The sequence below is a fragment of the Larkinella ripae genome (genome assembly GCF_054780775.1).
In genome coordinates this window covers 66,040-78,439 of record NZ_BAAGVR010000025.1, presented here as the reverse complement: position 1 = coordinate 78,439, position 12,400 = coordinate 66,040, and the positions used below count along the sequence as shown (strand labels likewise).

Here is a 12,400-nt window from a genome sequence, read left to right as displayed (position 1 = left end):
ACGCCCGCCGGTCATCAGGTGCCTTTACTAAATCGTAGTGAAACCCAGTTGTTCTGAGCGAGTTGACCGGTTTTTATCAAGCCTTCAGCCAGCCCTTTTTGTTCAATATCCGGTGCATCCTGTTCATAAAAACCGCTCACCAGCAACGTGCCGCCCGGTTTCATCAGCCGGACGTAAACCGGAATATCGGCCAGCAATACGTTTCGATTGATGTTGGCCAGCACCAGGTCGAATCGTTCGGACGTATCCACATCCTGAATCGTGCCCTGGAAAACTTCGATGAACGAACACTGGTTCAATTCGGCGTTTTCTTCCGCATTTTCAACGGCCCATTCTTCAATATCAAAAGCAATGACCCGTTCGGCCCCCTGCAATGCCGCCAGAATAGCCAGAATGCCGGTTCCCGAGCCGACGTCCAGCACGGTTTTTCCGGCCGCATCGACGATCAACTGGTGTTCGAGCATCATGGCCGTTGTTTCGTGATGACCCGTTCCGAACGACATTTTCGGATTGATAACGATGTCGTACCGAAACCGGGTGTCCCGTTCGTGAAACGACGCCCGGACCCGAATGGCATCCTGAACTTCAATGGGTTGGTAATTCCGCTCCCACTCCTCGTTCCAGTTCTTTTTTTCTAACGAATTGATCTGGTAGGCTATTGCGGTTTGCCCGGCGTATTTCTCGACGACCGAACGGAGCGCCGTTTCGTCGAAATCCGGTTCCAGAACATAAGCGTTCAGGCCTTCGTCCGTTTCGACGAACGATTCAAAGTTCAGTGCGGCCAGTTCCGCCATCAGAATGTCCGCGTAATCGGCGGAAACCGTTAGTTGCAGTTCGGTATAGTTCATCCCGTAAAGAAACAAAAAAAGGACGAGCCTGGTGAGCCTGTCCTTTTTGCTATAAACCGGTTAAAAGCTGCCAGGTCTTAATGGCCTGAAAGTTCTTACGATTATTTTGTAAAAATTTATCGAATCAATTCCATTAAATCCTTGTCATTCACCTCTTTGCGAATATCGGCCATATCGAGAAATCGTTGGTAGAGCGTATCCAGCGTCGGTTTGTCGTAGCGGTAGCCCAGCAACTCAAGGCGGTGTTTCAGCGCATGGCGACCACTGCGGGCCGTCAGGACGATGGAGGACTGCGGAACACCGACTTCCTGCGGTGTCATGATTTCGTAGTTCTCGGCGTGCTTCAAAAAACCGTCCTGGTGAATGCCCGACGAGTGTGCGAACGCATTGCGGCCCACGACGGCCTTGTTGGCCTGCACCGGCATCCGCATCATGTTCGACACCAGTTGACTGACGGGATAGAGCCGCTTGGCATCAATCCCGGTTTCAAAACCGAGTTCCTTGTGCACTTTCAGCGCCATCACGACTTCTTCCAGCGACGTATTTCCGGCGCGTTCGCCGATGCCGTTGATCGTCACTTCGACCTGGCGCGCGCCGTTCTGAATACCGGCCAGCGTGTTGGCCGTTGCCAGCCCCAGATCGTTGTGGCAGTGAATGGAAATGATTGCCTGATGCACGTTGGAAACGTGTTCGTAGATGTATTTGATTTTCTTCCCGTATTCATCGGGCAGGCAGTAGCCGGTCGTATCCGGAAGATTGACCACCGTGGCTCCGGCGGCAATAACGGCTTCGGTCAACTGAGCCAGGAACTGAAGATCGGCCCGACCGGCATCTTCGGCGTAAAACTCCACATCATCCACGTAGCTGCGGGCGTGCTTGACAGCCGCAACTGCCTGTTCCAGAATCTGTTCGCGGGTGCTGTTGAATTTGTTCCGGATGTGAATGTCCGACGAGCCAATGCCGGTATGAATCCGCCCGCGTTTGGCGTATTTCAGAGCCTCGCCGGCCGCGTCGATGTCTTCTTTTTTGGCCCTTGAAAGCGCACAGATCACTGGCTCGGTAACGGCCTTTGAAATGGCAACAACCGACTGAAAATCACCGGGACTTGAAATCGGGAAACCCGCTTCAATGATGTCGACACCGAGACGTTCCAGTTCTTTCGCCACCACGATTTTTTCCGCTGTGGTTAGCTGGCTACCCGGCACTTGTTCGCCGTCGCGCAGGGTGGTGTCGAAAATATAAATCCGTTGGCTCATGGTTGATAAAGAATATATTGGGTAGAGTTTTTGCGCGTGATCAAAGCTGGGACAGCACTTGTTTTCCCATTTCTTCCGTGCCCAAAATACGATCGGCCGGGGTATTCGCGTCCGCAATATCACGGGTGCGGTACCCGGCCTTCAACACCTGATCAACGGCGTTGACGACCGCTTCGGCTTCGTCTTTCATGCCAAACGAGATATCCAGCATCAAAGCCGCCGATAAAACCGACGCCAGCGGGTTGGCAACGCCCTTGCCCGTGATGTCGTGGGCCGATCCGTGAATGGGTTCGTACAGTCCCGTTGTGTCGCCAATGGAAGCCGATGCCAGCATACCCATCGAACCGGCAATCTGGGAAGCCTCATCCGTCAGAATATCGCCGAACAGGTTGCCCGTTACGACCACGTCAAACCGGCGCGGATCTTTGATCAGCAACATGGCAGCCGCATCGATGAACTGGTGTTCAACTTCCACTTCGGGGTACCGCTTGGCCACTTCCTGCAACACTTCGCGCCACAGCCGGGACGCTTCCAGTACGTTTGCTTTATCGACCGAACACAGTTTTTTCCGGCGGGTCATGGCGGCTTCGAACGCTTTCACAGCAATTCGTTCGACTTCGTAGCGGCTGTAGATCATGACATCATACGCCGTGTCGCCATCGTCTTTCCGGCCTTTTTCGCCGAAATACACATCGCCCGTCAGCTCACGAAAGAACAGAATATCGGCGCCTTGCAAAAATTCCGGTTTGATGCTCGATGCCTGCAACAACTCGTCGAACAGCTTGATTGGGCGCAGGTTAGCGTATAGGCCCAGCGCTTTCCGGATGCCCAGCAAGCCTTGCTCCGGCCGGACTTTTGCCGTGGGATCGTTGTCGTATTTCGGGTGACCAACGGCTCCGAACAAAATGGCGTCCGACTGCTTCGATTTCGTGATCGTTTCTTCCGGAAGCGGGTTGCCCGTCGCTTCGATGGCCGCGTGGCCAATCAGGGCTTCATCGTAGGTGAATTCGTGCCCAAACTTTTCCGCTATCCGGTCTAAAACCTGTTTTCCAACGGCGGTTACTTCCTGACCAATGCCGTCGCCGGCGATGACTACAATGTGTTTTTTCATTCCTCTTTCAATGAGCGAATGGGTGAATGAGCAACTGAGTGAATAACCTACCAGATTCTATTTTTTATTCACTTATTTGCTCATTCGCTCATTCAGCATTCGTATGGGCTAGATCGTATTGTTTGATTTCTTCTTTCAGGCTCAACAGGTAATCGATGTCATCGTACCCGTTCATCAGGCACTGCTTTTTATAGGAATTGATGGCGAAGGATTCCTTCAGCCCATTTTCCAGCACAATTTCCTGATTGACCAGATCGACAATAATTTCGGTTTTGTGGTTAGCTTCAACAGCCTTGAACACTTCGGCCAGAAAGGCTTCGGAAACCTGCACCGGCAACACAAAATTATTCAGGGCGTTGTTGCGGAAAATGTCGGCGAAAAAGCTGGAAATAACCACTTTAAAACCGTAGTCGTGCAAGGCCCAGGCCGCGTGCTCGCGGCTGGAACCCATGCCGAAATTCTTCCCGGCAACCAGGATTCGCGAACCGGCGTAGGTCGGATTGTTCAGCACAAAATCAGCCTTGGGGGTCTCATCGGGGTTATAACGCCAGTCGCGAAAGAGATTGTCGCCGAAGCCTTCGCGCGTGGTGGCTTTCAGGAACCGCGCCGGAATAATCTGATCCGTGTCAATATTCTCAATCGGCAAGGGGGCCGCCGTCGAGACGAGTTTATGCATGGTTTCTTTGCTCATTCTGAATTTCTGTTATCTGTTTACACCAATTCCCGCACATCCGTTACTTTGCCGGTCACGGCAGCCGCTGCCGCCATAATCGGGCTGGCCAGGAAAGTCCGGGCGCCGGGTCCCTGGCGGCCTTCAAAGTTGCGGTTGGAGGTTGAAATGCAGTATTTACCCGCCGGAACCTTGTCTTCGTTCATCGCCAGACAGGCCGAACAGCCCGGTTCGCGCAGTTCAAAACCGGCTTCCATGAAGACCTGATCCAGCCCTTCGGCTTTCGCCTGGTTGGAAACCTGCACCGAGCCCGGCACAATCCAGACTTCGACGCCTTCGGCTTTCCGTTTTCCTTTGACAAAACTGGCAACCGTCCGCAAATCCTCAATCCGGGCGTTGGTACACGAACCGATGAACACGTAATCGACCGGTTTTCCGATCAGTTCCATACCCGGTTCCAGACCCATATAGGCCAGTGATTTCGTGTAGGAAGCCAGTTCGGTCTGCGGAATTTCGCTCAGGTTCGGCACGTGACTATCAACCGAAATGCCCATGCCGGGGTTGGTTCCGTAGGTAATCATCGGACCAATGTCGGCGGCATTGTAGTTCAGCTCCAGATCAAATTCGGCATCTTCGTCGGTTTTCAGCGTCCGCCAGTGTTCAACGGCTTTGTCGAACGCTTCGCCCTGGGGCGCAAACCGCCGACCGCGCAGGTAATCAAACGTGGTTTCGTCGGGGGCAATCAGACCCCCGCGCGCGCCCATTTCGATGCTCATGTTGCAGATGGTCATGCGGGCTTCCATCGAAAGGTTCCGGATCGTATCGCCCGCGTATTCGACAAAATAACCGGTGGCTCCGCTGGCCGATATTTTTGAGATCACGTACAGAATAATGTCTTTCGACGTCACGCCTTTGGCCAGCTGGCCGTTGACGTTGATCCGCATCCGCTTGGGTTTGTATTGCAGAATGCACTGCGTTGACAAAACCTGCTCCACCTCACTGGTTCCGATCCCGAATGCAATGTTGCCCAGCGCACCGTGAGTGCTGGTGTGGCTGTCACCGCAGACGATGGTCATGCCCGGCAGGGTCAGGCCCAGCTCGGGTCCGATGATGTGAACGATTCCCTGAAACGGGTGTCCCAGATCGTAAAAATCGACGCCGAATTCTGCGCAATTCCTCCGCAGGGTTTCCACCTGGTGGCGCGAAAGGGCTTCTTTGATCGGCAGGTGCTGGTCTTTGGTCGGCACGTTGTGATCGGCCGTGGCGGTTGTCCGGTTTACATTGAAAACCTTGACACCCCGCTTCCGTAAACCGTCAAAAGCCTGCGGACTGGTTACTTCGTGAATAAAATGTCTGTCGATAAAAACCGCATCCGGCCCACCGTCCATCGCTTTCACAACGTGGGCGTCCCAGATTTTATCGAAGAGGGTTGTTGGTTTGCTCATAGCTATAGTTCCTTTTCACGCTCAATAATCAGATCAATCCAAATTTTTGCAACGGGTACGTCGTCAGTAGCGGCATCCCAAACCAATTGGAAATCTAGGCCCCAATAGTGATGAATCAACCCGTCACGTAATCCGGCAAAACCTTTTCCTTATACCGGTACCGTTTCACTAATTATATATTCTAACTCGTGCTGAATGTGCCTTAAAAATCAATCGTTGAGGGCCTATTCAATCTCTTTTTTTCTTTCTTTTCAGATCAACGGAGACTGGCGAATGGCAACTTTGTGATTCTGAATCATTTCAAAAACCTGTTCTTTATTCTGCACAGTTTTCATGACGCTCAGATCAAAAATTCAAACAAATCCGGTTTGTCGTTCAAATATTCGAATTGAATTTTAGCTTCTCGCATCCGCTCGATCAGTGATTCGAAATCCGCTTTCTGCTTTAATTCAATACCGACCAGTGCCGGCCCGCGTTCGCGGTTGGTTTTCTTGGAATATTCAAACAGGGTAATGTCGTCCGTGTCGCCCAGCACATCGCTCAGAAACTCCCGCATCGCCCCGGCCCGTTGCGGAAACCGGATGATGAAATAATGCTTTAGCCCTTCATACAGCAGCGATCGCTCTTTGATCTCTTCCGTGCGCGTGATGTCGTTGTTGCCCCCGCTCACCAGACAAACGACGTTCTTGCCTTTGATTTCGTCTTTCAGCAGGTCCAGCGCAGCGATGGTCAGTGCGCCGGCGGGTTCGGCCACGATGGCGTCTTCGTTGTAAAGTTGCAGGATGGTCGTGCAGACTTTACCTTCCGGCACCAGCATCACCCGATCGAGGTATTGACGGCAGATTTCAAACGTCATTTCGCCGACCCGTTTGACGGCGGCTCCATCCACGAATTTGTCGATCTCCTCGAGCGCGACGACGTGCCCTTCGTCGATTGACGCTTTCATGGAAGGCGCGCCCAGCGGCTCGACGCCAATCAGCCGGGTTCGGGGACTCAACTGCCGGAAAACCGTCGATACGCCAGCCGCCAGACCGCCCCCGCCAACGGCCATCAGCAGGTAATCGATTTTAAAATTGGAATCTTTGAAAATTTCCAATCCGACGGTTCCCTGTCCTTCGATCACCTGCATGTCGTCAAACGGATGAACGAACGTGCTGTCGTGGGTATTCACGTACGCAATGGCCGCGTAATAGGCATCGTCGTACGTATCACCGGTCAAAACTACCTCCACGAACTCCTTCCCAAAGAGCTTGACCTGCTTTACCTTCTGGTTGGGTGTGGTCGTCGGCATGAAAATAATTCCCTGGACGGCCATCTTTCGGCAGGCATACGCGAGTCCTTGCGCGTGGTTGCCGGCACTGGCACAGACCACGCCTTTTGCCAGGGCTTCGGCGGGCAAACTAGCCATTTTGTTGTACGCGCCCCGGATTTTGTAGGAACGGACTACCTGCAAATCTTCCCGTTTCAGAAAGATGGTGGCACCGTATTTATCCGACAAATTCAGGTTTTCCTGCAGGGGCGTATGCGTGGCAATGCCCCGCAAGCGGTCAGCCGCCAGATAGATGTTGTCTACGTCCGGAAAGGTTATTTTTTTCTCCGCTTCTACCACACTATAAAGTTTTAAGTTTACGATTGGGGAGTTCAGGAGGCTGTAATCGGGACGTTAAAGGTACTCAAATTCAGTGTACTTTACTATCCGGTTCCTAAACTCCCACAACCGTGCGGGCTAACCCGTCCTAACCTTAGTTCCGCTCCGGACGCAGGCTGCGAACGGCCGTACCGGCCTGCCACATCTCCGACTCGCGCAGTTCTTTCAGTTCTTCTTCCAGTTTTTCGCGGTAATCGACCTGGGAATTCCGGGTGATCGAAATGTTAGCCTGCTCGCCGGCTTTAACGGAATTGTACAATTTTTCAAAAACCGGCTTGGTGGCATCCCGGAACGGTTTCCACCAGTCGAGCGCACCGCGTTGCGCCGTGGTCGAGCAGTTGGCGTACATCCAGTCCATCCCGTTTTCGGCAACGAGCGGCATCAGCGACTGCGTCAGTTCTTCCACCGTTTCGTTGAAGGCTTCCGATGGCGAGTGGCCGTTGGAACGCAACACTTCGTACTGAGCGGCAAAAATACCCTGAATGGCACCCATCAGCGTACCGCGCTCGCCGGTCAGGTCAGAGGTTACTTCTTTGTAGAAGTTGGTTTCGAACAGGTAGCCCGATCCAACGCCGATGCCCATCGCGATGGCTTTTTCGCGGGCCTGGCCGGTAGCGTCCTGATAGATAGCAAAGCTGGAGTTCAGCCCTTTGCCTTCCACAAACATCCGGCGTAGCGACGTTCCGGAGCCTTTGGGAGCAACCAGGAACACGTCAACGTCCGACGGTGGCACGATACCGGTCTGGTCTTTGTACGTAACGCCGAAACCATGCGAGAAATACAGGGCTTTTCCGGCAGTCAGGTATTTTTTCACGGTCGGCCACAGCTCGATCTGGGCGGCATCCGACAGCAGAAAACAAATAATGGTTCCTTTTTCGAGGGCTTCTTCAATTTCAAACAAGGTTTCGCCCGGGACCCATCCATCGCTCACGGCTTTGTCGTAGGTTTTGCCTTTGCGTTGGCCAACGATCACCTGGAAACCATTGTCGCGCATGTTCAGCGACTGACCGGGACCCTGTACCCCATAACCGATGACGGCGATAACTTCGTCTTTGAGGGTTTCTCTGGCTTTTTCGAGAGGAAATTCTTCGCGGGTTACGACTTCTTCTTCAACTCCGCCGAAGTTAATTTTTGCCATTGTTTGACTGGTTTATTTGAATTAAAATTGATTACAGACTTCTAAAACCGCAACTGCCTTTGCAACGTACAGACGATGTGGATCGACAAACAGCCGCAAATATCGCATTCTTACAAATAATATTCCCACTCAGCCTCAGGCAAATACTCGACAAGCCCTTTCTCGGTTTTGCCAACTGCCACCCGGCCCGACCGCACGAATTCCAGGATGCCGTGGGGTTTGATGTAACTGAAAAATTCAAAAATCTCTTTCTCCGACCCGGTTTTTTCGATCACCACGTAATCCAGTTGCCAGTAGACCACCCAGGCATTGAAATGCTTGTTGATGTATTCAATATCCAGCGGTTTTGATCCCAGGGGCGTTTCGATCTTGAAAAGCGCGATTTCGTTGGACACGATTTCGTCATTCAGGTACCCGAAAACCGCCATCACTTCGATGATTTTCCGGATCTGGCGAACCAGCTTCTCGACGGCTTCCCGCGACTCGTGTTTAATGACGATGGTAAACCGCGAAACCCCCATCCGTTCGGTTTCCGAAACGGTCAGACTTTCGATGTTAATCCGCCGGCGGGTGAATATAATGGTGATCCGATTGAGCAACCCAATCGTGTTCTCCGTGAATATGCAAATGGTGTACGTATCCATATCGTTTAAAAATTCAAGGTTTAAGGTTTAGGCCCGGCTTTGGAGCCGGTTAAAGTTCAGACGCTTTCATGTAAAACCGCATCGGCGGCCCGGCTAAATCTTTCAAACCTTACCTAATGCATCATTCCAGACGAATTGAGGCAACACTCGTCCCGGCCGGAATCATCGGAAAGATATTCTCTTCTTTTTCGACGATGATTTCCAGCAGATACGGTTTATCCGACGCCAGCATGGTATCGAGCGACGCCGAAAGGTCTTCCCGCTGGGCGCAGGTGTGGCCCGTAATGCCGAAGCCTTTGGCGATGGTCACAAAATCCGGGTTCTGCAACTCGACGAAGGAGTACCGGCGGTTGTGGAACAATTGCTGCCACTGCCGAACCATGCCCAGGAAGTTGTTATTCAGGATGATAATCTTCACCGGGAGCTTGCTCTGCGCGATGGTGCCCAGCTCCTGAATCGTCATCTGGAAACAGCCGTCGCCAATGATGGCGATGACTTCCCGGCTCGGATCGCCCACTTTGGCCCCGAAAGCTGCCGGCAGCGCAAACCCCATCGTTCCCAGACCGCCCGACGTCACCAGGCTGTGCGGTTTTTTGAACTCGTAGTAAGCCGACGTCATCATCTGGTGCTGGCCCACATCGGCCACCATGACGGCTTCGCCATTGGTTTTTTTCGACAGCAGATCGATGGCTTCCGCCATTTTAATTTTCTCGGTCGTCGGTGCGATGGCCGGTTGCGTTACCTTTTCCTCTTCAATGTCGTCGTACTTCCGGAATTCATTGCGCCAGGCCGTATGATCGTTCGGATTGACCAAATGAATCAAACGCGTCAGAACCTCTTTGGCATCGCCAACCACCGGCGCATCGGCCCGGATAATCTTGTCGATTTCGGCCGGATCAATTTCAATATGAATCACTTTGGCCTGCCGGGCGAACAATTCGGGATTGCCCGTCACGCGGTCGTCAAAACGCATTCCCACGCCGATCAGCAGATCGCACTGATCCGTCATGACGTTGGGGCCGTAGTTGCCGTGCATACCCAGCCAGCCCGTGTACAGCGGATGATCCACCGACAGGGTCGATTGCCCCAACAGGGTTGTGGCCACCGGGATACCGGTTTTTTCGACAAATGCCAGCAGTTCTTGCTCCGCTTTGGAAATGAGCACCCCGTGCCCAACCAGCATATACGGTTTTTTGGCTTTGTTGATCAGTTCGGCGGCTTTTTCGAGCTGCTCGTGTTTCGGGATCAAACGCGGGCGGTAGCTGACCACTTTCTCGCACTTTTTATACGCAAAAGGCCGGGTCATCAACTCCTGCTGCGCATTCTTGGTGATATCCACCACCACCGGACCGGGCCGGCCCGTCTGCGCCAGGAAGAACGCTTTCGCGACGATTTCCGGAATTTCGTCGGCGCTGGTAATCTGATAGTTCCATTTCGTGATCGGCATCGTAACACCGATGACATCGGTTTCCTGAAAAGCGTCCGTTCCCAGCAACTTCATGGCGACCTGCCCAACCAGACACACCATCGGCGTCGAGTCGATCATGGCGTCGGCAATGCCCGTCACGAGGTTGGTCGCACCGGGACCCGACGTCACCAGACAGACGCCCGCCCGGCCCGTCACGCGGGCGTATCCTTCGGCCGCGTGGGCCGCACCCTGCTCGTGCCGCACCAGAATGTGGTTCAGGCGGTTCTGATAATCATACAGCGCATCATAAACCGGCATAATGGCTCCCCCGGGGTAGCCAAAAATGGTTTCTACCCCTTCTTCCACCAGGGCCTGCATGAGCGCTTCGGCACCTGTCAGGGGTTTGAGCAACTTGGCAGCCGGTTGAGGTTCTTCTGCCGTTAATTCACTGACCGTTGTATTCATCGTATTGTCGGTTTTAACTATCCGTACCGCTGATTCGGCATTTGTTGATCTCATTTGTTGTTACGCATCCGTTACGCAGCCTTCGCTGGCCGAACTCACCAGCTTGACGTATTTCCGCAGAATCCCGTGATCGGCGGATTTCTCCAGGGGAGGCACCGTCCAGTTGGCCCGGCGTTCGGCCAGTTCTTCATCCGAGACGTGTACGTGAATGACGTTGTTAACGGCGTCGATCGTGATTTTGTCGCCGTCGTGCACCAGGGCAATGTTGCCGCCTTCCTGCGCTTCGGGCGTAATATGTCCCACCACAAAACCGTGGGTTCCGCCCGAAAACCGGCCGTCCGTGATCAGAGCGACTTTACTGCCCAGTCCCAGACCCATAATGGCCGAAGTCGGTTTTAACATTTCGGGCATTCCCGGCCCTCCTTTCGGCCCTTCATACCGAATGACGACCACGTGCCCTTCTTCAATTTCCCGGTTCTGAATAAATTCCAGCAATTGTTCTTCGCGCTCGCACACTTTGGCAATGCCTTCAAACCGCTCGCCTTCCTTACCCGTAATTTTGGCAACGGCGCCCTGTGTCGCCAGGTTACCGTACAGAATCTGGATGTGACCGGTTTTCTTGATCGGGTTGGCAATCGGGCGGATAATATCCTGCGCTTCAAAATCCAGATCCGGCGCTTCTTCCAGGTTTTCGGCGACGGTTTTGCCGGTGACGGTCAGGCACTCGCCGTGAATGTATCCTTCTTTGTGGAGGTATTTCATCACCGCCGGAACCCCACCAATGGCCAGCACATCTTCCATGAAATACTTGCCGCTTGGTTTCAGATCACCCAGGTACGGCGTCCGGTCGCTGATGTCCTGAATGTCTTTCAACGTCAGCGAAACCCCAACCGACTTGGCAATGGCGAGGTAATGCAAAACCGCATTGGTCGATCCGCCGAGGGCCATCACCACCGTCATCGCGTTCTCAAACGCCTTTTTGGTCATGATGTCGCGTGGGCGAATGTTCTTCGCCAGCAGGTTCATCATCGCTGCACCGATTTTGCGGCATTCTTCCTGTTTGCCTTCGTGCGTAGCCGGAAATGATGAACTATAGGGCAGGCTTAAGCCCATTGCTTCCATCGACGATGCCATCGTGTTGGCGGTATACATGCCCCCACAGGCGCCCGCGCCCGGAATCGAATTCTGAATCACGCCTTTATAATCTTCGTCGCTGATGTTGCCGGCTACTTTTTTACCGTACGCTTCAAACGCCGAGACAATGTCTAATTTCTGTCCTTTATAGCTACCCGACCGAATCGTACCGCCGTACACCAGAATGGCAGGCCGGTTTAAGCGACCCACGGCCATCAGCGCACCCGGCATATTTTTGTCACACCCAACCACGGCAATTACGCCATCGTACCACTGCGCGTGCACGACGGTTTCGATGGAATCGGCAATGATATCGCGGGAAGGCAGCGAATACGACATGCCATCGTTTCCGTTGGTCATGCCGTCGGACACACCAATGGTATTGAAGACCAGCCCCACCAAACCGCTTTCGTTCACTCCTTTTTTGACGTAAGCCGCCAGCCCGTTCAGGTGAATATTGCACGGATTGCCGTCGTAGCCCGCGCTTGCAATGCCGATCTGGGGCTTTTGCATGTCTTCCTCGGTCAGCCCAATACCGTAGAGCATGGCCTGAGCAGCCGGGTTACTAACTTCCTGCGTAAGGGTGGCGCTGTACCGGTTCAGTTGATTTTTTTCGGTTGCTATAGTCGTCAT

Annotated in this window: 10 protein-coding genes and 1 pseudogene; all 11 read right to left on the bottom strand. The window is 53.3% G+C overall.

Going from position 1 to position 12,400, the window contains the following annotated elements:
• Positions 1-14: 14 nt before the first annotated feature.
• Positions 15-848 carry a 50S ribosomal protein L11 methyltransferase gene (gene prmA, locus ACYVHX_RS20320; RefSeq protein WP_460673519.1) on the bottom strand — a complete coding sequence of 278 codons (834 nt, stop codon included), beginning with the start codon at positions 846-848 and terminating at the stop codon, positions 15-17.
• 116 nt (positions 849-964) lie between these two features.
• On the bottom strand, positions 965-2,104 hold the full coding sequence (locus ACYVHX_RS20315) for a 2-isopropylmalate synthase (RefSeq protein WP_460673518.1): 1,140 nt from the start codon (positions 2,102-2,104) through the stop codon (positions 965-967).
• Positions 2,105-2,144: 40 nt separating this feature from the next.
• The gene (gene leuB, locus ACYVHX_RS20310; protein ID WP_460673517.1) at positions 2,145-3,215 is read right to left on the bottom strand and encodes a 3-isopropylmalate dehydrogenase; all 1,071 of its coding nucleotides are present in this window, start codon (positions 3,213-3,215) and stop codon (positions 2,145-2,147) included.
• 88 nt (positions 3,216-3,303) lie between these two features.
• Positions 3,304-3,906 carry a 3-isopropylmalate dehydratase small subunit gene (gene leuD / locus ACYVHX_RS20305; protein ID WP_460673516.1) on the bottom strand — a complete coding sequence of 201 codons (603 nt, stop codon included), beginning with the start codon at positions 3,904-3,906 and terminating at the stop codon, positions 3,304-3,306.
• Between the two features lie 20 nt (positions 3,907-3,926).
• Positions 3,927-5,330 (bottom strand): 3-isopropylmalate dehydratase large subunit, encoded by a 1,404-nt coding sequence (gene leuC / locus ACYVHX_RS20300; RefSeq protein ID WP_460673515.1) that lies wholly within the window; start codon positions 5,328-5,330, stop codon positions 3,927-3,929.
• 2 nt (positions 5,331-5,332) lie between these two features.
• Positions 5,333-5,461: pseudogene (locus ACYVHX_RS20295) on the bottom strand (HepT-like ribonuclease domain-containing protein); the annotation flags it as partial.
• A gap of 209 nt (positions 5,462-5,670) precedes the next feature.
• Positions 5,671-6,939 (bottom strand): threonine ammonia-lyase IlvA, encoded by a 1,269-nt coding sequence (gene ilvA, locus ACYVHX_RS20290; protein WP_460673514.1) that lies wholly within the window; start codon positions 6,937-6,939, stop codon positions 5,671-5,673.
• Between the two features lie 133 nt (positions 6,940-7,072).
• Entirely contained in the window at positions 7,073-8,116 is a 1,044-nt protein-coding gene (gene ilvC, locus ACYVHX_RS20285) for a ketol-acid reductoisomerase (protein WP_460673513.1), read from the bottom strand.
• 110 nt (positions 8,117-8,226) lie between these two features.
• Positions 8,227-8,760: an acetolactate synthase small subunit gene (gene ilvN / locus ACYVHX_RS20280; protein WP_460673512.1), complete on the bottom strand. Its 534-nt coding sequence runs from the start codon at positions 8,758-8,760 to the stop codon at positions 8,227-8,229.
• Positions 8,761-8,881: 121 nt separating this feature from the next.
• Positions 8,882-10,633, bottom strand: a complete 1,752-nt coding sequence (gene ilvB / locus ACYVHX_RS20275) for a biosynthetic-type acetolactate synthase large subunit (RefSeq protein WP_460673511.1) — start codon at positions 10,631-10,633, stop codon at positions 8,882-8,884.
• Between the two features lie 60 nt (positions 10,634-10,693).
• The gene (ilvD, locus tag ACYVHX_RS20270; RefSeq protein WP_460673510.1) at positions 10,694-12,400 is read right to left on the bottom strand and encodes a dihydroxy-acid dehydratase; all 1,707 of its coding nucleotides are present in this window, start codon (positions 12,398-12,400) and stop codon (positions 10,694-10,696) included.

Bases quoted from the DNA above. Each gene is read 5' to 3' on its own strand.
- leuD (WP_460673516.1), bottom strand. From the start codon at position 3,906: ATGAGCAAAGAAACCATGCATAAACTCGTCTCGACGGCGGCCCCCTTG.
- ilvD (WP_460673510.1), bottom strand. From the start codon at position 12,400: ATGACGACTATAGCAACCGAAAAAAATCAACTGAACCGGTACAGCGCC.
- prmA (WP_460673519.1), bottom strand. From the start codon at position 848: ATGAACTATACCGAACTGCAACTAACGGTTTCCGCCGATTACGCGGAC.
- leuB (WP_460673517.1), bottom strand. From the start codon at position 3,215: ATGAAAAAACACATTGTAGTCATCGCCGGCGACGGCATTGGTCAGGAA.
- ACYVHX_RS20315 (WP_460673518.1), bottom strand. From the start codon at position 2,104: ATGAGCCAACGGATTTATATTTTCGACACCACCCTGCGCGACGGCGAA.
- ilvB (WP_460673511.1), bottom strand. From the start codon at position 10,633: ATGAATACAACGGTCAGTGAATTAACGGCAGAAGAACCTCAACCGGCT.
- ilvC (WP_460673513.1), bottom strand. From the start codon at position 8,116: ATGGCAAAAATTAACTTCGGCGGAGTTGAAGAAGAAGTCGTAACCCGC.
- leuC (WP_460673515.1), bottom strand. From the start codon at position 5,330: ATGAGCAAACCAACAACCCTCTTCGATAAAATCTGGGACGCCCACGTT.
- ilvN (WP_460673512.1), bottom strand. From the start codon at position 8,760: ATGGATACGTACACCATTTGCATATTCACGGAGAACACGATTGGGTTG.